This is a genomic window from Bradyrhizobium sp. AZCC 1578, assembly GCF_036924675.1.
In the GTDB taxonomy this organism is placed as follows: Bacteria; Pseudomonadota; Alphaproteobacteria; order Rhizobiales; family Xanthobacteraceae; genus Bradyrhizobium.
Window position 1 is genome coordinate 1938007 of the sequence record NZ_JAZHRZ010000001.1, and the last position, 21123, is coordinate 1959129.

A 21123-nucleotide genomic window follows, 5' to 3' on the forward strand; every position below is an offset into this window, starting at 1 on the left:
AGAGTTGAGAGAACCCCGGTTTCGTGGGAAGACGGCGGCAGCTCACTACCCAAAAAGCGAGATTTTCGTCATGACTTACCGCGCGCCGATCTCCGACATCCTGCTCGCGCTCAACCACGGCGCCGGCCTCCAGGCGGCCGTGAAGGCCGGCCATTACGGCGATTTCGACGCCGAGATCGCCGCCGCCGTGCTGGAGGAAGCCGGCAAATTCGCCGGCGACGTGCTGGCGCCGCTGAACCGGGTGGGCGACGAACACGGCATCAAGCTTGCCGACAACAAGGTGACGACCGCGCCGGGCTGGCCCGATGCCTACCAGCGCTGGGCCGCCGCCGGGTGGAACGCGGTATCGGGCCCCGAAGCGTTTGGCGGCCAGGGCTTGCCGCTCGCCATCAACGCCGCCTGCACCGAAATCTGGAGCGCGTCGAACATCGCCTTCGGCCTCTGCCCGCTGCTCACGCTCTCGGCGATCGAGGCGCTCGACGCCCATGGCAGCGAGGAACTGAAAAAGATCTATCTGCAAAAACTCGTGTCCGGCGAATGGACCGGCACCATGCAGCTCACCGAGCCGCAGGCCGGCTCCGACGTCGGCGCGCTGCGCACCCGTGCCGAACGCGCCGGCGACGGCACCTACCGCATCAAGGGCAGCAAAATCTTCATCACCTATGGCGACCACGACATGACCGACAACATCGTTCATTTCGTGCTGGCGCGCCTGCCCGATGCGCCCGCGGGTACCAAGGGGATTTCGCTATTCCTGATTCCAAAATTTCTCGTCAATGCCGACGGTTCGCTCGGTGAGCGCAACGACATCTATCCGTCCGGCGTCGAGCACAAGCTCGGCATGCACGCCTCCCCCACCTGCACCATGACGATGGGCGATCGTGGCGGCGCCATAGGCTACCTGATCGGCGAGGAAAACAAGGGCATGCAATGCATGTTCACGATGATGAACCAGGCCCGCCTCGGCGTCGGCCTCGAAGGCGTCGGCATTGCCGACCGCGCCTATCAGCAGGCGCTGGCCTTTGCGCAAGAACGTAAACAGGGCCGCGCGATCGGCAAGAAGGGCGACGGGCTCGATCCGATCATCGTGCATCCCGACGTCAAGCGCATGCTGTTGCAGATGCGCAGCATGACGGCCGCGGCGCGCTCGATCTGTTACGCGACGGCAGTAGCGCTCGATATCTCCGCCCGCGCCAAGGACCCGAAGGTACGCGCCGATGCGGCCGCGCGCGGCGCGCTGCTGACGCCGATCGCAAAGGCATTCTCCACCGATATCGGCAACGAGGTGACGTATCTCGGCGTGCAGATTCATGGCGGCATGGGCTTCATCGAGGAGACCGGCGCCGCGCAGCATTACCGCGACGCGCGCATCACCTCGATCTACGAGGGCACCAACGGCATCCAGTCGATCGACCTCGTCACGCGCAAACTCGCGGCGAATGGCGGCGCATCGGTGTGGGCGCTGCTCGACGAACTCGGCGGCATCGTCAAGCAGGTCGAAACCTCGAACGATCCCGCCTTCGGCACGACCGGCGCGAAGCTGCGCGAGGCGCTCGGCTCGCTCGAGCGCGCCAGCAAGTGGCTCCTGGAGCGCGTGGCGTCTGCGCCGAACGACGCGCTCGCCGGCGCCACGCCTTATCTGCGCCTGTTCGGCTCGACGCTCGGCGGCTGCATGCTGGCCGGCGAAGCGCTGGCCGCGAAGAGCCATGGCGATGCCGGCGATCCGCAGCGCTACGTGACGGTTGCGCGGTTCTTTGCGGAAAATATTACCGTGCAGGCGGGATCGCTGGAGAAGACGGTGACCGACAGTGCCGATGCGGTGAACGGCGCGGACGCGGCATTGCTGGGGTAAGTCCTTGTCGGTACCGCACACAAGTCCCAAAAATACACAATAAGTTCCATTGTGCCGCTCGTGGTTTTGAAGCAACACCCTTAAAAAAACAGATAATCCCGTAGTCTCCGGCCGTTGCGCATTGATTTCGCAATCCGAAGAATGAACCCTGTCGCGTGCTTGTGTAATCAGGCTCATGCGGAGCCTTGGGAGGCCGGATCATGGACCCCTGGCAATTGGCGACGACGGCGCAGCGCCGCATCAACGTTCTCGCGGCCCTGGCTCTCGTGAGCTGGATTCTCGTTTGTCTCGCTGGCTTCGATTCGGCTTCCACCGAACGCGTCAGCGTTTCTGTCGTCCGCGCTTCCACCAAGGATGCTGCTGCTTCCATCGAGAAGGCCGAGGCGCCTTCAGTCGTGGAACGTCAAGAGCCATCTCTCACCGCAACCGCCGCGCCTACGCACACGCCGCCTGTGATCGCCCTGGCAAGCGCCGCCATCGATGCCATCGATGTGCCGATCCCTATCGCATCCGTGATCGAGAAAGCGCCTGACACGACGAAAGCTCCTGATACGTCGAAAGCTCCTGACACGACCGCGAGCTCGGATGAGCCGAAACCTGTTGTCGTGGCCGCGCTGACCGATCCGGCGGAGATACTGCCGCCGGAAGTTTCTTCCGCCGAGGTTGCGACGACGATCACGCCCGATTCCGCACCCGACAATGCCGTGCAGGCTGTGCGCGCCATCGAAATCAACGAGGAATGTCTGGTCGTGGAGCCCTGCATCGATCGCTATTTGTGGGCCCTCTACGAACGCGCGCCCAAGATCGACGCCATCAAGGTGCATGAGCGGAGGAAAGTGACGGTCAAGAGGAAGGGCAAGACGGTGACTGTCACCAAAACCTTTACCAGGCGTGTCGACGAGGATTTTACGTGGAAGGACCCGAAGGCCGCGGAAAGAGCCGGCATGACCATGATGGACTACGTGATCGGCGGCATGGACAAGAGCTTCAAGCTAAAGCTCTTTCATATGCTCCACGCGGCCGAGCAGGCCGGGCTCTCGCCCGGCATCACCAGCGCATTTCGCGATGACTACCGTCAAGCAATCGCCAGCGGCCTGAAGGCGGCAAGCGATCGGTCTTACCATGGCGGGAGTTTGCGTGGCGGCTACGGCCGCGGACTCGCGGCTGACCTGGTGAGCGTCAAGGGCGCAAGCCGGGCGCAGCGATGGGTCTCCACGGAAAAGTTCTGGAAATGGATCGACGAGCACGGCAAGGAATTTGGAATCGGACGTCCCTACCTCGACCGGGATCCGCCGCACGTCGGTCCGATCGACGGCAAGGAGTACGCCTCTCGCCGCGGCGGAACGAAGACGCAAGACGCGCAAGCGAGTGCAAAGAAGCGCGTCCGTGTGACCGCACGGCACGATCACAAGGCAGCAAAACCGGCGAAGACCGCGAAATTGTCGAAAGGCAGGACCATGTAACCGGTCCAAGGGACGCGCTTACCGCCATTGGCACGAAGCGCGTAGCCCGCATGACCTCAGCGACATGCGGGACCGAATGAAGTTGACGTGTACTCCTTAGCGTCGCGAACTGGCCGCAGCGACCGTCAAGGCGATCGCTGCGGGATCGCAGCAGAGCACCATCAACAATATCAGCCAGCGAACCGCGGCTTCGGGTGCGGCACCGACCATCATCGCGAGATACTGGATCGGTCCTGCGGATGCCTCGATGCGCGAACGTTCGCCGGCCAGCGCCGCGCGTTGCGCCTGCAGTCCAACCAGCGTTGCGGTGGCCGTCTGGCGCTGCGTATCCAGCCCGTCCCGCGTCGCGCGCTCCTGTGTTGCGATGTTGATAGCCCGCGTCACCCGGCCGCGCCGTGTCGATTCATCCACGGCACGGTCGATTTGCGCGATGCGGTTGGCCAAATCGGCCACGACAGCCGATTGCGCCGAGACGCGGGCGTCGAGCGATTCGATGCGCTCGGTGACGCCGGAGCGCGCCGTGGCCGCGACGCTGACATGCGCCTCGACCAGCTTGCCGAACACGCCGGCGGCGTTGATCAGCGCAAGCCCGGCAACGAGCGCGACCATGACGAAACGCATTTTCCAGTTGGTCCGGCGCCAATGCGCCGCCAGCCATCCGGCGATCACCAGCTTGCCGGCCTCCATCGTGGCGGCAAGCACCATCACGGCAACCGGATCACCGGGAAATATTTCGGCCATGCCAGCGACTGAAAAATAGGCCGCAACCGTTGCCAGCGCGAGGGCCGCGGCAATGGCAAAGGTCCGGCTGGTGCGCTCGCTCCTTGGTGGGGCGGGAACGGGAGAAACGATCTCAGGCACAGCAGGCGCGGCGGAAACCGGCGGTGGCTCAAGCGGTGCGTTGGGCACCTCCGGCTCGCTACTGATCTCAGTAGCCTTGTCTTCCGTTGCCTGGTCTTCCGTTGCCTTGGCCTTAGTCGCCCTGCCGGTCTTGGCACGCCCTGCCGCTGAAGCGGCGCGGCCACGTTTCTTTGCTGCTGGGGGCGTCTTGCCGGACGGTTCAGTGCTGAACTCTTCCGCCGGTGTCGCCACCAATCTGGGGGCGCGAGGTGAGGCGTTGGCCCAGGCATCAAGCTGATGCCTGATGCGCGCAGCATCATTGTCGCCGTCCGTCAGTTCGGTCGCGGAGATCGCTCGCGTGGTTGCACGGCCTGTCATGGAGCCCCCGGAACCACGGCGACAACTGTCCCTGACTCGTGATCATTGGCAACGTTTTCGACTTGCTCGCCAATCGCAAACTTCGACATCGAAAACTCCTTCTGGATTCGTCGATGCGATTATATCTCCATGAGCGGGCCGTAGCTGCTCAACGATTCGCCCTCCGGAATTTAGGACGCCGGTTGTTGCACGAATGTCTCATCCTGCTCGTCGTGCGAAACCGCTTCACACATTGCGCGCGAGGCGAACATGGCGCGATGTCAGGATTGAGTCCGAAATGTTGTCGAGAAGAAAATCAGTCGGACAATCCAAATCTTCCATGCGGCTGAGCGTCATTACGTTACGAACGACGCCATGCATAACTGTTGCTGCATAATGACAGTCGGGCTAGTCCGCCGCCGAGACCGTAGTTCTACGCTTTGCGAATCGCCCACGCCCGGATTCTACTTTCACCGCAATTGTTTCCCTTGAGCGTTCGACTAGATCGTCCCGCGCCGAAAACGGCGCGGCTTTGCAGTGCGTAGTTTTACGGGCCGATTTCCTTAAAGGCCGGGCGCGCACCCTGCTGGCACGAACCCTGCATGGCGTGAGCGAACCGGGTATTCAGCAACGAAGGTCACCCATGCTCGTTACTCTCGTCGCCGTTCTCTGCAACAGCCAGCTCTGTCTCGAAAAAATCGTCACCACCAGTGACCAGTCCGGCATCACCATGAGCGCCTGCGCGGTCAACGCGCAGATTGGAATCGCCGACTGGCTCGCCAAGGGGCCGTATCGCGAATGGCGATTGCAACGATACAAGTGCGTGCTCGGAAAGTACGTTCCGAAGAACGAAGCCTGAGGCGCCGCAGGCTGCCTCACGCTGGCGCGGCTCTTTGCCTGATAACGAACTTGTTTGCGTCAACGTTCGTAAGCATGATCTCGCCTTCTCGCGGCGCGGCTAGCGCCCGAGGTTTGCATGGACCTTTTCCCTCAGAACAGAGGGAGCAGGGAATGCCGGGTGCTTGCTGCACCCGCGGTCTCGTGTGCAAGAGATGGAGTGAGATGCGCACACGAGCATACAGGTACAGCCGGAGCACTCCGGCATTCCCTGCGCAATGGTTTGACGGCTTATGCCGCGCTCTCCCTGGAGACGAATTCCTCTTGCCTCCATCACTGCCGGCTTGATGGCCAAATCGATCCGGTTGGATCAAATTCGCCACCGGCAGCTTGGCACCAGCCACGGGTGTCAGGACCACACGGTTTTGCCGTACGCTTCAGCGCCGTACGTCTTGCGCGCCGTGTCCGCTCACGGATAACCGCCCTGCGAACAACTTCTCGCGCCTGACGCTGTTGCGTCCACCGCATCCCACCCCGCGTCCGTGACGATCGCGATCCGCCCCTCGTGAGGGATGAGACGGCGAGATTTTTAGTGCTGATTTGGGGTGATCGAAAAGGAAATTGTTTTTTCGGAAGGGACTGGACGGGGCAAATCACGTTGATTTAGCTGGGGAAATTAGTTTTTGCGAGCAACGGCCGGGATAGACTGAAACCGTTGGGTCGAAAGGCAGTGCACGTCCTAGTTTTTCGCCGCCGTGCCGAGCGAACTCAAATAGCTGTCGAGCGGGGCTGACCAAAGGTTCGGACGTCCAACCACGAAGTGGCCCTGGCCGACCGGCATGTCAAACTCCAGGAATTTGCCCTGGCCGCCAGCTTTTTCAAAAGCTGCAAAATTTTCTCGACTGTGAGCAAGGGAATAATTCGAGTCGTGTTGACCGTAGAGCCAGATCGTTGGTCGTCGGTAAGACGCACCTCGCTCGAAAAGCAGGCGGTTCACGATGCTTCCGGTCGAACAACTCTCACTGAGCCAGCCGCCGACAAAATTGATGACGCCGACGACTTGCTCTGGATGTAGCCCGGCATAGGCCACCGACAACACGCCTCCGCGCGAATTTCCACCGACGAGCACCGGTGTCGGGGCAACGTCTTGCCGTCGGCGAAGCCGCGGTAATCGCAGCATCGATGTCGCTCAATGCACGATCCGCGCCACGAAATGTTGTGTAGATGTCGCCGGTGTATCCGCGCATACGGTTCTCGGCCAAGCCTTCGTCGTAGAGCCCGTCGGATTGGCCACGGCCTCGACGCTGCGGAAATGCGACGATCCATCCGCGGTCATTCAGAAAATCAGCAAGGTCGGTGACGAGCCAGGTTTCAGCGAACAGGGCTGGGTTGGTACCCCTCCCGGTCGAGCCGTGATTTATCACGGCAAGTGGAAAGGGTCCCACACCGGAGGGACGAAAAACCACCACCTCAAGACGCACGGGTTTACCGTCTTCGACCAGATCGATTTGCAAGAATTCGGATTTGCCACGCGTCCACGCGATGATGGCATCCGGCCGGATCAGAGAGGCAAAATCGGCCCTGGCCATCGTCGCACCGATGACGCTGTCGCCGCCTTCGAAGCGGGCCTTGAGACCGCCGTCCTCGGTCATCTCGTAAGTTGCGGAAAACCCCTTACCCGTCACCTTGAGCGTGCGCCCTGATGCAACCCCCTCAAGGCGTAACCACCTCCGCTGGCGTCCGGCGCGGAGATTATCGCCAATCGCATACACAACGCGCGCGGCGCCGTCCTCGCCGATGGATTCAACGAGCAGGATATGTTTGGGGCTTCCGAGCCACACGCCAACCCAAACACCGCTCCATTGCTGGAATGCACTCCCTGTCGTCGTCGTCGCAACAGTTGCGCCAGACGGAAGCGGGACGCCGTCGACGACGAGATCGCCGGCGCAGGCGGCCTGTGACAGCGTCAAAAACGCCAGAAGTACGAAGGGCTGAAGCTTACGAAACAAGGCGGCTTTCCTGCAACTACACGGTGAACACCCGCAACAATGGACGCCTGACGCGATCGTGGCAAGCCTTCGAATCAACTGGCTCGTAGACGGGTGGAGCGAAGCGATACACTTAACTGACCGCTGGGTTGTGATGGGTTTCGCTGCGCTCTACGTATCCTACGCACTGCTGCCTTCCATCGTGCCCGTTCGCTGGCGGCGTTCACGCATGGAGCGGCGCAGCAGAGTCTCGACCTCCCGGGCCGCGCGCTCGCTGTCGAGACCCTGCAGCACTTCGCAAAGCATCAAGTCGCCGACAACGATCTCTTCCATGCCGAGCAGCGCGCGCAATCGCCGGACATGCGGCGCATCGCGACCGTTGAGGAAGACGATCCAGACGCTGCCGTCGGCAGCGTTCACCCGGCCGCTCGTCCCTTGCGACTACGGGCGAGGTTGCCGCGCCAGCAATACTTGCCAAAAGCCGTATCGACGTCCTGCTGCCCGCGCAGCTTGATCATCAGGCGCAGCGCATGTTCTACCGTCTGCTTCTTGGTTTGGTGTCCGGAAGCCTTCTGCGCTTCCGCCATCAGCGCGTCGTCGATTTCGATATTGGTGCGCATGACCAGTCTCGATGTGATGTGTATGGATCGAGGATATACACATATAGGCGGACACGGGTTGATGGGTCTCGCTTCCGCCTTCGCTCGTTGAGCTACAGCGGACAAGTCGCTCTACCCATCCCACGAAACTACGAAATCGGCTTCAGCCCCGCCTCGATCGCGGCTCTTCGCGGCTCGAGAAACGGCGGCAGTGCCAGCCTTTCGCCGAGCGTTTCCATCGGCTCGTCGGTCGCAAAACCGGGGCCATCCGTCGCGATCTCGAACAGGATGCCGTTGGGCTCGCGGAAATAGAGGCTGCGGAAATAGAAGCGGTCGATCTCGCCGCTGTTGGGGATGCGAAACTGGTTCAGGCGCTGGGTCCAGGCGTGGTACTGCGCCTCGTCCGGCGTGCGGAATGCGACATGGTGCACGCCGCCGGCGCCCTGCTGCGCGACGGCTAAACCCTTGGCTTCGATCACGTGCAATTCGGCGGCGGGGCTACTCTGTCCCTTTGCCTCGCCCATTTCGAACACATGAATCTCCGCGCCGTGGGCGGCATACTCGCGCACGCGGCGCATGTTCATGACCTCGGTCAGTACGAAGGCGATGCGCGACAGCTCGTGCACGGTCAGCACGATCGGACCGAGCCCGCGGATCTGGTGCTCGACGGGCACTGGGCTGCGCTCCCATGGCGAGGCCGGCCCCACACCGCCATCGTCGACCAGCACCAGCCGCTGCCCCTCGCCGTCCTCGAACGGCAGCGTCAGGCGGCCGTCGACTTCGATGATATCGCGGGCCGCTGCGCCCGCCTTCTTGAGGCGATCCCGCCAGTAACCGAGGGTCTTCTCGCCGGCGACGCGCAGGCCGGTGCGCGAGATCGAATTGGTTCCGCGACGTTCGGGCGCCGCGGGAAAATCGAAGAAGGTGAGATCAGTGCCGGGATTGGCTTTGCCGTCGGCATAGAACAGGTGATAGGCGCTGACGTCGTCCTGGTTGACGGTCTTCTTCACCAGCCGCATGCCGAGCAGGCCGCTGTAAAACGCCAAATTCTCCCGCGGCTTCGCCGAGATCGCGGTCAGGTGATGAATTCCGCCTAGCTGCATTGCGTTGTCCTCGTAGTCACTTCGGTGGGCGGGACAGTTTGGCCTCTTGCTGGATCATGTAGGATGTGGCCACCGTCATTGCGAGCCAAAAAGTCAAGCTACCCACTAATGTCAGTGCCATGAGAAATCTCCTCCGTCCCATCCTTGCATTGTTGATCTTGCTTGCGCCTGCGACGCTATCAGGCGCCCAAACCACCGCGCCGGTGGACCTGCGCATCCTCGCGATCAACGATTTTCACGGCCACCTTCGTCCGTCGCCGGGCGGAATCACGATCGCCGATCCCGAAGACAGGACGAAGAAGATCACCGTCGCCGCCGGCGGCGCAGAGCATATGGCGACGCTGGTGAGTCAGCTTCGCGACGGGCGCAAGAACTCGATCTTCGTTGCGGCCGGCGACCTGATCGGCGCCAGCCCATTCCTGTCGGCGATGTTCCATGACGAGCCGACGATCGAAGCGCTGTCGATGATGGGGCTGGCGCTTTCCTCCGTCGGCAATCACGAGTTCGACGAGGGCAAGGACGAACTCTTGCGCATGCAGAATGGCGGCTGCCATCCGGTCGACAAATGCCAGGGGCCGCATCCGTTTACGGGCGCGAAATTTCGCTATCTCGCCGCCAGCACGATCGAGAAGAGCAGCGGCAAGACGGTGTTTCCTTCTTACGAAATCCGCGCGTTCGACGGCATCCCGGTCGCCTTCATCGGCCTGACCTTGAAGGGCACCCCTGGCCTCGTTGCACCTGTTGGCGTTGCCGACCTGGAATTCCGCGACGAGGCTGATACGGTGAATGCGCTGATCCCGGAACTGAAGGCGCGCGGCGCCGAGGCGATCGTCGTCCTGATCCACGAAGGCGGATTGCCGACCGGCGATTACAACGACTGCCCCGGCGTTTCGGGGCCGATCGTCGATATCGTGAAAAAATTCGACAAGGCGGTGGATGTCGTGGTCTCCGGCCATACTCATCGCGCCTATGTCTGCGAGATCGACGGCCGGCTCGTTACCTCCGGCGACAAATACGGCACGCTCGTCACTGCGATCGATCTCAAGCTCGATCCCGTGACGCGCGACGTCATCAGCGCCAAGGCCGACAACACCATCGTCCGCACCGCAACGCTGGCGAAGGACGCGCAACAGACCGCGCTGATCGAATCCTACGACAGGCTGGCCGCGCCGATCGCCAACCGTCCGGCGGGCTCGGTGACGGCAACGCTGTCGCGCGTGCCCAATGCCGCCGGCGAGAGCCCGCTCGGCGACATCGTCGCCGATGCGCAACTCGCCGCGACCAGCAGCGAGACGAAAGGCGGCGCGGTCATCGCGTTCACCAATCCCGGCGGCGTGCGCGCCGACGTAACACGCAAGGAAGATGGCGCGGTGACCTATGGCGACGTGTTCGCTAGCCAGCCGTTCCGCAATCAACTGGTGACGCTGACGCTGACGGGCAAGCAGATCAAGGACATGCTGGAGCAGCAATGGCTCGATCCGAAGCGCCCGCGGATCCTGCAGGTGTCGAAGGGATTTGCCTATGCGTGGGACGCGACCAAGCCTGACGGTGAACGCGTGCTGCCCGAGCGGATGTTGCTGAACGGGCAGCCGGTCGATCCGGCCGCGAGCTATCGCGTCACCGTCAACAATTTCCTTTTCGTCGGCGGCGACGGTTTCACCGTGCTCACGCAAGGAACCGCGCCGCAGGTCGGCATCTACGACGTCGACGCGCTATACGCCTATTTCAAGGCCAGCAGCCCGGTCAGCCCGACCGCTGCCGATCGCATCACCAGGATCAACTGAGCCGAAAGGCCGGAGGCCTTTCCGAGCGGCTCTTAAGAGCCTAGATTAGCCGCTCCTTACCGGCGCGTTCCTTATACGCCAGGATTTTTGCATGACGCTGCTTCTGACCCATACCGCCTGTCTCGACCATGTTACGCCTCCGGGGCATCCCGAGCGCCCCGACCGGCTGCGCGCGGTCGCCGAGGTGCTGGGGGAAGAGCGTTTCAAGCCGCTCTCGCGCGGCGATGCGCCGGAGGGCGATCTTGATTCCGTCACGCTTTGCCATGGCGAACATTATATCGGCGAACTCCGCCACATCGCCCCTCAAAGCGGGATGATCTATATCGACGGCGATACCTCGATGTCGCCGGGCACCTGGGAAGCGGTGATGCGCGGCGTCGGCGGTGCGGTGGCTGCGACGGATGCAGTGATGTCCGGAACCCACCAGAACGCCTTCGTCGCGGTGCGCCCGCCCGGCCATCATGCCGAGGTCTCGAAGCCGATGGGCTTCTGCTTCTTCGACAATGTCGCCATCGCCGCACGTCACGCCCAGCGCAAATACGGCATCGGCCGCGCCGCGATCGTCGATTTCGACGTCCATCACGGCAACGGCACGCAGGACATCTTCTGGCACGATCCGACCGTGATGTATTGCTCGACGCACCAGATGCCGCTGTTTCCCGGCACCGGCGCCAGCGGCGAGCGCGGCGAGCATGACACCATCGTAAATGCGCCGCTGGCTTCCGAAGACGGCAGCGCAAAATTCCGCGCCGCGTTCGAAAACCTGATCCTGCCGCAATTGCAGAAGTTCTCGCCGGAACTGATCATCATCTCCGCCGGCTTCGACGCGCACTACCGCGATCCGCTGGCCTCGCTCAACCTGAAGGCGGACGATTTCGGCTGGGTCACCCGCAAGCTGATGGATGTGGCGGACCATAGCGCCGGCGGGCGGGTTGTCTCGGTGCTGGAGGGCGGCTACGACCTGCAGGGGCTGAAAGAGTCGGTGGCGGCGCATGTCACGGCGCTGATGGGCGCGTAAATCTCCGCCACAATAGGCCCTCAAAAGCCCTTGTTTCGACGCGTTTTCTTCACGCGAAGCTGGTGCCCACGTGGCTCGAAAAACGCTACACTTTGATTCCGCGCCTCAATGGTGCGCATTCGGGAACTAGGTATGGCCGAAAATAACCAGATGGACGTCAAAAAACTCTCCTTCGAGCGGGCGATCGAGGAGCTTGAATCGATCGTGAAACGGCTCGAGGACGGCAAGGTGCCGCTGGAGGAATCGGTCGCGATCTACGAACGTGGCGAGGCGCTCAAGCGCCGCTGCGAAGAATTGCTGCGGCAGGCAGAGGCCCGCGTCGACAAGATCACGACCGATGCGAACGGCCAGGTCACGGGGACCGAGCCGCTCGACGTGCAGTAAACCTGCCGTCCGGTCTTTCGGGGTTCGCGCAACAATCGGGAATATTGGGCAAATTCCGCCCTCCCGGGCCGTGGGAGGCGGACCAGCCGAATTAGTTCCTTGCCTCCCGCACAGCCTGATATAGTCCGCCGACATTTGGGGACAGTACGTGCGCGTCGAGCACCGCCATATCATCTATATTCAGGGCTACGATCCGCGCGGGCTGGCGCAATATTACCGCATGTTCCGGACCGAGCTGCGCAAGTTCGGCCGGCTTTATCAGCTCCAGGCCACCATCGGCCGGCCAAAGGTGGCGTCCGACGACGAGATCGCGTCCTGGACCATCGATACCACAGCCTCCGACTGGCAGACACGCACGTCCTACGACTTCCTCCGGTTCGAGGATTTCATCCAGCAAGACCTGGCGTCGCCGATCTGGCGCACGGTGTTCAGCGCGGTCTGGATCTACTGGCGTCTCCTCTTCGCCGGCACCATCGCCCGCTTCGGCAAGGCAAACTGGCGTTTTGCAACTTTCATCACCTATCCGCACCTGATGCTGTTGCTGGAAGCCGCGTGTGCTGCGGCGATCGCCTTCGTGTTCGAGAAAGGCCTGAACGCCATCGGCATTCCCGACGCATTCAGTATCGCCATCGCGGCCGCCCTCTTCGTTGCCCTGCTCGGCACGGTGCTGAAATACACCGAGAATGCCACCTACGTGCTTTATCTCCTGTGCGACACGATCTGGACTTGGGAGTTCTCGCACCGCGAGCGCCCGGAATGGGACCAGCGCATCGACCGTTTTGCGCAGCATCTGGTCAATGTCGCCAAGAGCACCGACGCCGACGAGATCGTCATCGTCGGCCATAGTTCCGGGTCGTTCCTGTCGACGGAAATGCTGGCGCGTGCGCTCAAGCTCGATCCCGCGCTCGGCCGTCACGGGCCGCGGATCGTGCTGCTGACGATCGGCGGCAATTTCCCGATCGTCGGCTATCACGCCGTATCGAAAGAATTTCGCGAGCATCTGCGGATGCTGGCGGTCGAGCCGTCGGTCGACTGGATCGACTGCCAGGCCCGCAAGGACGTGATGAACTTCTACCAGTTCGACCCGATCACGAGCCACGGCATCGACGCAGGCGCCGCGCGGCGCAACCCCAAGATCGTGCCGGTCCGCTTCCGTGACATCATCCGGCCCGAGCACTACGAGAAATTCCGCTGGCAGTTCTTCCGCGTGCATTTCCAGTTCGTAATGGCCAACGAACGGCCCAACGCCTACGACTTTTTCATGATCGTCTGCGGGCCGGTCCCGCTCAGCGCGCGCATGGCCGTCCCCGACGCTGCGCTTGATGTCGCCACCGGCGATTCCGGAGCGCGCGATCGGGCCTGGAAGAGGATCGAAGCGGTCACCGCCGCGGCCACAAGTGCCGCCGATTTGAGCAAATTGGAACCAACCGCCCGCCGCAGCGGTTGAAAAATCGAAATTTTTCGGTCCTGCGCCCCGGAACCGAATCGACCCTCCGGGTTGGCTTTGGCGGCGGCTTTGGTGTAAAGCTTGCGGTTCTATGCGCCGGGGAAGGCAGCCTGCTGGGTAACTTTCCACGGCTGCAAGCACCTCAAATAGCTAAAGAAACTGAACCGGGAAGGGTTAGAAGCGACTAAGTGATGCATATCACATGGTTTAAACCGGAGTGCATCTAGGCTTTCAAATCAGGTACCGGCCTGCCGGACTGGCAGGCGGGCCCGGATTTTCGCGGCGCGGTTAACGCGCTTCCCGTCTCGCGTCGGGCCTTTATCCCGACATGCAAAATTGGAATATCGCAGTGACCACATATAGTAAAACGCCGCTTCTCGATACCATCCGAACGCCCGACGATCTTCGCAAGCTCAAGATCGAGCAGGTGCGGCAGGTCGCGGACGAACTCCGCCAGGAAACCATCGACGCCGTCTCGGTGACCGGCGGCCACTTCGGCGCCGGCCTCGGCGTCGTCGAACTGACCACCGCGATCCACTACATCTTCGACACGCCGCGCGACCGCCTGATCTGGGACGTCGGCCACCAGGCCTACCCGCACAAGATCCTGACCGGCCGCCGCGACCGCATCCGCACGCTGCGCACCGGCGGCGGCCTTTCCGGCTTCACCAAGCGCAGCGAGAGCGACTACGACCCGTTCGGCGCGGCGCATTCCTCGACCTCGATCTCGGCCGGCCTCGGCATGGCCGTGGCGCGCGACCTCGCCGGTGGCAAGAACAACGTCATTGCCGTGATCGGCGATGGCGCGATGTCGGCCGGCATGGCCTATGAGGCTATGAACAATGCGGGCGCAATGAATTCGCGCCTGATCGTCATTCTCAACGACAACGACATGTCGATTGCGCCGCCGGTCGGCGCGATGAGCGCGTACCTGTCGCGGCTCTATTCCGGCAAGACCTACCGCTCGCTGCGCGAGGCGGCCAAGCAGATCAACAAGCGTCTGCCCAAGATCCTGGCCAACCGCGCCAACCGCGTCGAGGAATATTCCCGCGGCTTCATGATGGACGGCGGCACGCTGTTCGAGGAGCTCGGCTTCTATTACGTCGGCCCGATCGACGGCCATAACCTCGACCATCTGCTGCCCGTTTTGAAGAACGTCCGCGACATGGAAACCGGCCCGATCCTGGTTCACGTCGTGACCCAAAAGGGCAAGGGCTACGCCCCCGCGGAAGCCTCCGCCGACAAGTATCACGCCGTGGTCAAGTTCGACGTCGCCACCGGCGCGCAGGCCAAGGCCAAGCCGAATGCGCCGGCCTACCAGAACGTGTTCGGCCAGAGCCTGGTCAAGGAAGCCGAGAAGGACGACAAGATCGTCGCCATCACCGCCGCGATGCCGTCGGGTACCGGCGTCGACATCTTCAACAAGTCATTTCCGGAGCGCACCTTCGACGTCGGCATTGCCGAGCAGCATGCGGTGACGTTTGCGGCGGGGCTTGCCACCGAAGGCTACAAGCCGTTCTGCGCGATCTACTCGACCTTCCTGCAGCGCGGCTATGACCAGGTGGTCCATGACGTTGCGATCCAGAGCCTGCCGGTCCGCTTCGCGATCGACCGCGCCGGCCTGGTCGGCGCCGACGGCGCCACCCATGCCGGTTCGTTCGACAACGCCTATCTCGGCTGCCTGCCGAACTTCGTCATCATGGCGGCGTCCGACGAAGCCGAACTGGTGCACATGGTCGCCACGCAAGTCGCGATCAACGACCGCCCGAGCGCGGTGCGTTATCCGCGCGGCGAAGGCCGCGGCGTCGAGATGCCCGAGGTCGGCATCCCCCTCGAGATCGGCAAGGGCCGCATCGTCCGCCAGGGTAGCAAGGTCGCCCTGCTCTCGTTCGGCACGCGAATGGCCGAGTGCGAAAAGGCTGCCGACGAACTCGCCGCCCACGGCCTGTCCACCACCATCGCCGACGCCCGCTTCATGAAGCCGCTCGACGTCGATCTGGTGCTGAAACTGGCGCGCGACCACGAGGTGCTGCTCACCATCGAGGAAGGCGCGATCGGCGGCTTCGGCTCGCATGTCATGCAGACGCTGTCCGACCACGGCATGCTCGACGGCGGCCTAAGGATGCGTGCGATGATCCTGCCCGACGAGTTCATCGACCACGACTCGCCGAACGCGATGTATGCCCACGCCGGCCTCGACGCCAAGGGCATCGTCGCCAAGGTGTTCGACGCGCTCGGCAAGGACTACAAGACCGAGACGGTCAAGCTCGCCTGAGGCACAGCCCCTTCGGTTCTGCCCTGATCAGAACTGAAGGTCTGGCTCTTTCGCAGGTAAACCCATGAAGATCTATCTGGCAGGTCCCGATGTGTTCCTGCCGGACGCCATCGAGATCGGGCGCCGCAAGGTCGCGATCTGCGACCGCCATGGCGTGAGCGGCCTCTACCCCCTCGACAATACGGTCGATCTTGCAGCAGCTGACGCCTCGCTCGCCATTTTCAAGGGCAACGAAGCAATGATGGATGCGGCGGACGCGATCATTGCCAATCTTACGCCGTTTCGCGGCCCCAGTGCCGACGCCGGCACCGTCTATGAACTCGGCTACATGGCCGGTCGCGGTAAGCTGTGCCTGGCCTATAGCAACGACCCCGCGGTTTATGTCGAGCGGGTAAAGCGGAACTACGATGTGACCAAATCCGCCACCGGCCACCTGATCGACGGCGACGGGCTGGCGGTGGAAGATTTCGGCCTGCCCGACAATCTCATGATGATCCACACGCTCGATCTGCATGGTGCTAGACTGGTGACGCCGCGGCAGCGGCCGCAAGATATCTGGCACGATCTCACCTCGTTCGAGGCCTGCGTCGCTGTGGCGGCGGATCGCGCTACCGGCAAATCGGACTGAACTTGGCTGACAAGAGCGACAGCAAAACCTCTCCCCGCACGCGCGTGGACGTGCTGCTGGTCGAGCGCGGCCTGTTCGAAAGCCGCGCCCGCGCACGCGCTGCGATCGACGCCGGTGGCGTGACGGCCGACGGCAGGCCCGTGTTGAAGGCGTCGGAGATGATCGCCGCCAATGCCGAATTGTCCGCCCAGCCCGCGCATCCTTACGTCTCGCGCGGCGGCGTCAAGCTCGCCGGCGCGCTGGAGCAGTACCCGATCGAGATCGAGGACCATGTCTGCCTCGACGTCGGCGCCTCCACCGGCGGCTTTACCGAAGTGCTGCTGCAAAACGGCGCCAGCCTCGTCTTCGCGATAGATGTCGGGCGCGGCCAGTTGCATCCCTCGCTGCAGAGCCATCCCAAAGTCGTGTCGATGGAAGAAACCGACATTCGCCAGTTCGAGGGCAAGCGCCTGCCCGCCCGGCCGGATGTCGTCGTGATCGACGTCAGCTTCATTTCCTTGAAGGCGGTGCTGCCGGTGGCGCTGGAGCTTGCGGCAGCGCCAACGCAGCTCCTGGCGTTGATCAAGCCGCAGTTCGAGGCGGAACGAAAGCACTCCAAGCACGGCATCATCCGCAACGCGATGGTGCATCAGGCGATCTGCGACGACATCTCGGCGTTCGCCGCCTCGCTCGGCTGCACCGATATCCAGGTGTTTCCGTCGTCGATCAAAGGCGGCGACGGCAATATCGAGTTCTTCATGGGCGCGCGCCGTGGCTGAGAGCGAACGCCTCGTCATCGACCATGTCGGCCATCAGGGCGACGGCGTCGCCATATCAGGCGGCGGCAACATCTATGTGCCGTACGCGCTCGGCGGCGAAACAATAGAGGCCGGTCCGGTTCCCGGCCACCATCCCGACCGCCGGCAATTGCTCAAGGTCGAGACAGCGAGCGTCGAGCGCGTCGCACCGTTCTGTCCGCATTTCGGCGTCTGCGGCGGCTGTGCGATCCAGCACTGGGACGCCGAACCCTATCGCGCCTGGAAGCGCGAGTTCGTGGTGACGACGCTTTCGCAGGCAGGAATCGATTGCGACGTCGCAGCCTTAGTCGATGCCCATGGCGCGGGCCGACGGCGCATCACCCTGCACGGCCGAATCGGAACGCATGGCGTGCTCAAGGTCGGCTATGCAGCGGCCGGTTCGCACGACATCATTCCGATCGACCGCTGCCCGATCCTCGATCCCCAATTGAGTGGCGCAATCGAGGCCGCCTGGGCCATCGCCGAGCTGTTGATCGCGATAGGCAAGCCACTCGACATCCAGATCACCGCGACCAATAGCGGCCTCGACGTCGATGTGCGCGGCTCCGGGCCGGTATCTTCAGCCATGATCGCGCGGCTGTCGCGCATCGCCGAACAACACCGGCTGGCGCGGCTGACGCGCCATGGCGAACTGGTGCTGATGCGAACGCCGCCCGTAATCTCTATTGGCGCGGCGCAGGTCACGCTGCCGCCCGGCTCGTTCCTGCAGGCCACGGTGGCGGGCGAGGAGGCGCTGGCTGCGCTCGTCTTCGAGCATTGCAAGCGCGCCAAACATGTCGCCGACCTGTTCTGCGGCGTCGGCCCCTTCGCGCTGCGGCTTGCGGCGAAGTCGCGTGTAACCGCTTTCGACAGCGACACCGGCGCGGTAGCAGCCTTGCAGAAAGCCGCGACGTCCACCTCAGGGCTGAAGCCGGTCAAGGCCGAGCCGCGCGACCTGTTCCGACGCCCGCTGATGCCGCAGGAACTGCGCGACTACGACACCGTCGTGTTCGATCCTCCGCGGCAGGGCGCGCAAGCGCAGGTGACCCAGATTGCAGCAAGCAAGGTGCCGACGGCGGTTGCGGTATCGTGCAACGTCACGACGTTCGCGCGCGATGCGAAGATCTTGATCGACGGCGGCTTTAAGATCGAGGGCGTCACACCCGTCGACCAGTTCCGCCATACGCCGCATGTGGAATTGGTGGCGCGGTTCAAGAGGTAAGCACCCCTTTCTTCACCCTCCTCTGGAGGGGAGCGTGAACAGCTACCTCCCCCACCTGTCCTGCCAGATCTTCTCGCCTATCATGCAATTGACGCGCGGCTCCCTGCCCGCTGCAGGCACTACCGGGCGTTCGGGCGTGCGGCCGGCGATCTCGAGCAGCAGCTTGGTGCGGATGGCTTCCTTGAACTTGTCGCGGTCCTTGATGGTCACCACGAACGAGCCGGGGCCGCCGATGACGCAGTCCTCGTAATACAAATCGAGATTGTCGATATCCATGGTGGAGTAAGACGGCTCCTTCACCATGATTGGCAGGCCATTGATGACGATGCCCTTTTCCAACGCGGCATCGCGCGCGATGAGGACCGGCGCGCCGTTGTTGTTCGGGCCATCGCCCGAGATATCGATCACCCGCCGCAAACCGCGGTGCGGGCTCTCGTCGAACAGCGGCATGGCGAAGTTGATCGCACCCGAAATCGAAGTGCGCGATGCCCGGCGGATCGGGGTCTTGACGATCTCGTTGGCGACGGCATCGGCCGTCTCGGGTCCATCGATCACGCGCCAGGGGATGATGATCTTCTGGTCGGTTGATGCCGCCCACTCGAAATAGGTGATCGCGATCCTGCCGTTCGGCCCGCTCTTGAGCGCCTGCAAAAACTCCTTGGAGACGATCGCCTGCGCGTAGCCCTCCCGCTGCAGCGCCAGTTCATCCATGTCCATCGAATAGGAGACGTCGACGGCGAGGACGAGTTCGAGGTCGACGGTGGGATTGGCGTCCTTGTCGGCCAGTTGGCGGGCAGCGGCGCCCGCCCGGTTCGTTGGGTTCGGCGCGGCAACACCTGCCACGTCGCCGCCAGCGAGCATGCCGGCTACAAGCACGACCCCGATCGAGACATACCAGCGCATTGCGGCCCTCCCGTCGAACGTCAGTGATGGTGACATGCAAAATGGCCGACGCAAAGCGCTGAAATCATTTGTCCTTCACATTCGGGTTAGGATCAGGCTTCGTCCACAGCAGCCTGCTCGGCCGGTTCCGCGCAGCGATTGGCCTGTCCGAGCCGGCGCGATGGCCGCCCTGATCGAGCTGAAACACTCGGCCCCCCCGGTTTCAGGACCGGCCTGGAGCCTGTAAACTGATCGAGACGGCCGTCAGCCGCGGCGATCAGACCTTGGCGCAGCGCCTGGCGGACTGCCGCGCCAACTGAACGCGGCGGGCTCGTCGGATTTCCTTCGCTTCGGGACTACAAATGGCAGATACCGTCGTCACGCCAAAAACCAAGGTCAAAACCAAGGTCGAACGGCCGCGCCTGCACAAGGTCATCCTGATCAATGACGACTACACGCCGCGTGAATTCGTCGTCACGGTGCTGAAGGCCGAATTCCGCATGACCGAGGACCAGGCCCACAAGGTGATGATAACCGCGCACCGCCGCGGCGTCTGCGTGGTCGCCGTGTTCACCAAGGACGTTGCCGAGACCAAGGCGACGCGCGCCACCGACGCCGGCCGCGCCAAGGGCTATCCGCTCTTGTTCACCACCGAGCCGGAGGAATAGCCAGCCCGGTCTGCGCAAGCTGTTTTCTGCCAGTGTTGCGCCGGGCGGCACGCAGCCATCGGCGAACCACCGCCAGAAATTCCGCTGCAGGCGGCGACAGCTCCCGCTCCTGCAAGCGCATGATGCCGATCGGACAAGCGAGCCGCCGGCCGATCAAGGGCCGCGAGATCAAGTTCGGGTCATCCAAGGGCGGACGTTCGCTGGCGGGGACGACGGCGAGGCCCACGCCATTGCGAACCAGGCCGTGAAGCGTCGGCAGCCTGTTCGTCGTCATCAGATACCGGAGGGACAGCCCGGCAGCCGCCGCCGCGTCGTCCAGGATGCGGCGGGTTCGCGACTCCGCCGGGAACGAAACCAGGGGAGCGTCCGCCAACGCCTGCAACTCGATCTTCCGGCGCCGCGCCAGCCCGCTGTTCCTCGGCAGAACGAGATGAAAGGTCTCAATGCCGAGTTCTTCGGCGATGAACGATTTCGGGGCATCGTCGACATAGCCGATCCCGAAATCGGCCAGGCCGCTGCGCACTTCGTCCCTCACCACGCTGTGCAGCCCTTCGCGCAGGTGAATCTCGATCCGTGGAAATCGCCGGCTGTAATCCGCAATCAGCGTCGGAAGAACCGCGTTCGCCAGCGAGACAACACTCGCGACGACAATCTGTCCGCGCGGCTGCCCGGTCAGCTCCCGCATGTTCTCGACGCTGATCTTTAGATCGTTGAGCCAGCGCTCGGCGAACGAGACGAACTCCTGCCCGGCATCGGTGACCGTCACCTGGCGGGTGCTGCGGGAGAACAATGGGACATCCAGCTCAAGTTCGATCTGCTGGATCGCTCGCGTCAGCGCCGGCTGTGAAGTCTTCAGCGCGTTCGCCGCAGCGACAAAGCTCCGATACTCCGCCACCGCCAGAACCGCGCGAAGCTGCCGCGAGTTCAGGTTGGGGAAATTGTCGCGTCTCATGCCGTCCTCTCTCCGACTGCCGGCGATGGCGTTTCTCGATTAATGCAA

20 protein-coding genes are annotated in these 21123 nt (G+C 63.0%); 12 read left to right on the forward strand and 8 right to left on the reverse strand.

The genetic code is table 11. The annotated features are described in order from the left end of the window. Window positions 1-70 precede the first annotated feature (70 nt). Window positions 71-1852, forward strand: coding sequence for an acyl-CoA dehydrogenase (locus V1290_RS09635; protein WP_334364185.1), 1782 nt, complete (start codon window positions 71-73; stop codon window positions 1850-1852). A gap of 200 nt (window positions 1853-2052) precedes the next feature. Beyond that, window positions 2053-3315: a peptidase M15 gene (locus V1290_RS09640; RefSeq protein WP_334364186.1), complete on the forward strand. Its 1263-nt coding sequence runs from the start codon at window positions 2053-2055 to the stop codon at window positions 3313-3315. A gap of 96 nt (window positions 3316-3411) precedes the next feature. Here the strand turns inward: V1290_RS09640 and V1290_RS09645 are convergent, their stop codons facing one another. Next, complete coding sequence (locus V1290_RS09645) at window positions 3412-4533, reverse strand: hypothetical protein (RefSeq protein WP_334364187.1); 1122 nt, start codon at window positions 4531-4533, stop codon at window positions 3412-3414. 622 nt (window positions 4534-5155) lie between these two features. On the opposite strand from V1290_RS09645, the gene V1290_RS09650 reads away from it, so the two are divergent. Then, window positions 5156-5371, forward strand: coding sequence for a hypothetical protein (locus V1290_RS09650; protein ID WP_057843360.1), 216 nt, complete (start codon window positions 5156-5158; stop codon window positions 5369-5371). Window positions 5372-6088: 717 nt separating this feature from the next. Here V1290_RS09650 and V1290_RS09655 read toward each other — a convergent pair. From V1290_RS09655 to V1290_RS09675, 5 genes are all read right to left on the reverse strand, one after another. Then, a complete protein-coding gene (locus tag V1290_RS09655) occupies window positions 6089-6346 on the reverse strand; it encodes a hypothetical protein (RefSeq protein WP_334364188.1) in 258 nt (85 codons plus the stop codon). 22 nt (window positions 6347-6368) lie between these two features. After that, complete coding sequence (locus V1290_RS09660) at window positions 6369-7358, reverse strand: alpha/beta hydrolase family protein (RefSeq protein ID WP_334364189.1); 990 nt, start codon at window positions 7356-7358, stop codon at window positions 6369-6371. 159 nt (window positions 7359-7517) lie between these two features. Further along, the gene (locus V1290_RS09665) at window positions 7518-7757 is read right to left on the reverse strand and encodes a hypothetical protein (protein ID WP_334364190.1); all 240 of its coding nucleotides are present in this window, start codon (window positions 7755-7757) and stop codon (window positions 7518-7520) included. After that, a complete protein-coding gene (locus V1290_RS09670; RefSeq protein ID WP_334364191.1) occupies window positions 7754-7957 on the reverse strand; it encodes a type II toxin-antitoxin system VapB family antitoxin in 204 nt (67 codons plus the stop codon). Before V1290_RS09670 ends, V1290_RS09665 begins: the two co-directional genes overlap by 4 nt. Before the next feature lie 128 nt (window positions 7958-8085). Next, on the reverse strand, window positions 8086-9039 hold the full coding sequence (locus tag V1290_RS09675) for a ring-cleaving dioxygenase (RefSeq protein ID WP_334364192.1): 954 nt from the start codon (window positions 9037-9039) through the stop codon (window positions 8086-8088). A gap of 119 nt (window positions 9040-9158) precedes the next feature. Between V1290_RS09675 and V1290_RS09680 the strand changes: the two genes are divergently transcribed. The 8 genes from V1290_RS09680 (at window position 9159) to V1290_RS09715 (ending at window position 18573) form a co-directional block, all read left to right on the forward strand. Then, window positions 9159-10823, forward strand: coding sequence for a bifunctional metallophosphatase/5'-nucleotidase (locus V1290_RS09680; protein WP_334364193.1), 1665 nt, complete (start codon window positions 9159-9161; stop codon window positions 10821-10823). A gap of 91 nt (window positions 10824-10914) precedes the next feature. Further along, a complete protein-coding gene (locus V1290_RS09685) occupies window positions 10915-11841 on the forward strand; it encodes a histone deacetylase family protein (protein WP_334364194.1) in 927 nt (308 codons plus the stop codon). 132 nt (window positions 11842-11973) lie between these two features. Then, on the forward strand, window positions 11974-12225 hold the full coding sequence (locus V1290_RS09690; protein WP_028346794.1) for an exodeoxyribonuclease VII small subunit: 252 nt from the start codon (window positions 11974-11976) through the stop codon (window positions 12223-12225). A 148-nt stretch (window positions 12226-12373) separates the two neighbouring features. Beyond that, on the forward strand, window positions 12374-13672 hold the full coding sequence (locus V1290_RS09695) for a hypothetical protein (protein ID WP_334364195.1): 1299 nt from the start codon (window positions 12374-12376) through the stop codon (window positions 13670-13672). Window positions 13673-14000: 328 nt separating this feature from the next. After that, the gene (gene dxs, locus V1290_RS09700; RefSeq protein WP_334364196.1) at window positions 14001-15947 is read left to right on the forward strand and encodes a 1-deoxy-D-xylulose-5-phosphate synthase; all 1947 of its coding nucleotides are present in this window, start codon (window positions 14001-14003) and stop codon (window positions 15945-15947) included. 64 nt (window positions 15948-16011) lie between these two features. Then, complete coding sequence (locus tag V1290_RS09705; protein WP_334364197.1) at window positions 16012-16575, forward strand: nucleoside 2-deoxyribosyltransferase; 564 nt, start codon at window positions 16012-16014, stop codon at window positions 16573-16575. A 2-nt stretch (window positions 16576-16577) separates the two neighbouring features. After that, the gene (locus V1290_RS09710) at window positions 16578-17333 is read left to right on the forward strand and encodes a TlyA family RNA methyltransferase (RefSeq protein WP_334364198.1); all 756 of its coding nucleotides are present in this window, start codon (window positions 16578-16580) and stop codon (window positions 17331-17333) included. Next, window positions 17326-18573: a class I SAM-dependent RNA methyltransferase gene (locus V1290_RS09715; protein WP_334364199.1), complete on the forward strand. Its 1248-nt coding sequence runs from the start codon at window positions 17326-17328 to the stop codon at window positions 18571-18573. Before V1290_RS09710 ends, V1290_RS09715 begins: the two co-directional genes overlap by 8 nt. Before the next feature lie 42 nt (window positions 18574-18615). On the opposite strand, the gene V1290_RS09720 is transcribed toward V1290_RS09715, so the two are convergent. Then, window positions 18616-19476: a DUF1194 domain-containing protein gene (locus V1290_RS09720; protein ID WP_334364200.1), complete on the reverse strand. Its 861-nt coding sequence runs from the start codon at window positions 19474-19476 to the stop codon at window positions 18616-18618. 341 nt (window positions 19477-19817) lie between these two features. Between V1290_RS09720 and clpS the strand changes: the two genes are divergently transcribed. Further along, window positions 19818-20123, forward strand: coding sequence for an ATP-dependent Clp protease adapter ClpS (gene clpS / locus V1290_RS09725; RefSeq protein WP_028346801.1), 306 nt, complete (start codon window positions 19818-19820; stop codon window positions 20121-20123). Here the strand turns inward: clpS and V1290_RS09730 are convergent. Beyond that, the gene (locus V1290_RS09730) at window positions 20101-21075 is read right to left on the reverse strand and encodes a LysR family transcriptional regulator (RefSeq protein ID WP_334364201.1); all 975 of its coding nucleotides are present in this window, start codon (window positions 21073-21075) and stop codon (window positions 20101-20103) included. The genes clpS and V1290_RS09730 overlap by 23 nt on opposite strands. Between the last annotated feature and the right edge of the window lie 48 nt (window positions 21076-21123).

What these genes read in the sequence shown, in the direction of transcription:
- V1290_RS09635 (WP_334364185.1), top strand. Translation starts at nt 71, where the DNA reads ATGACTTACCGCGCGCCGATCTCCGACATCCTGCTCGCGCTCAACCAC.
- V1290_RS09640 (WP_334364186.1), top strand. Translation starts at nt 2,053, where the DNA reads ATGGACCCCTGGCAATTGGCGACGACGGCGCAGCGCCGCATCAACGTT.
- V1290_RS09645 (WP_334364187.1), bottom strand. Translation starts at nt 4,533, where the DNA reads ATGACAGGCCGTGCAACCACGCGAGCGATCTCCGCGACCGAACTGACG.
- V1290_RS09650 (WP_057843360.1), top strand. Translation starts at nt 5,156, where the DNA reads ATGCTCGTTACTCTCGTCGCCGTTCTCTGCAACAGCCAGCTCTGTCTC.
- V1290_RS09670 (WP_334364191.1), bottom strand. Translation starts at nt 7,957, where the DNA reads ATGCGCACCAATATCGAAATCGACGACGCGCTGATGGCGGAAGCGCAG.
- V1290_RS09675 (WP_334364192.1), bottom strand. Translation starts at nt 9,039, where the DNA reads ATGCAGCTAGGCGGAATTCATCACCTGACCGCGATCTCGGCGAAGCCG.
- V1290_RS09680 (WP_334364193.1), top strand. Translation starts at nt 9,159, where the DNA reads ATGAGAAATCTCCTCCGTCCCATCCTTGCATTGTTGATCTTGCTTGCG.
- V1290_RS09685 (WP_334364194.1), top strand. Translation starts at nt 10,915, where the DNA reads ATGACGCTGCTTCTGACCCATACCGCCTGTCTCGACCATGTTACGCCT.
- V1290_RS09690 (WP_028346794.1), top strand. Translation starts at nt 11,974, where the DNA reads ATGGCCGAAAATAACCAGATGGACGTCAAAAAACTCTCCTTCGAGCGG.
- dxs (WP_334364196.1), top strand. Translation starts at nt 14,001, where the DNA reads ATGCAAAATTGGAATATCGCAGTGACCACATATAGTAAAACGCCGCTT.
- V1290_RS09705 (WP_334364197.1), top strand. Translation starts at nt 16,012, where the DNA reads ATGAAGATCTATCTGGCAGGTCCCGATGTGTTCCTGCCGGACGCCATC.
- V1290_RS09720 (WP_334364200.1), bottom strand. Translation starts at nt 19,476, where the DNA reads ATGCGCTGGTATGTCTCGATCGGGGTCGTGCTTGTAGCCGGCATGCTC.
- clpS (WP_028346801.1), top strand. Translation starts at nt 19,818, where the DNA reads ATGGCAGATACCGTCGTCACGCCAAAAACCAAGGTCAAAACCAAGGTC.
- V1290_RS09730 (WP_334364201.1), bottom strand. Translation starts at nt 21,075, where the DNA reads ATGAGACGCGACAATTTCCCCAACCTGAACTCGCGGCAGCTTCGCGCG.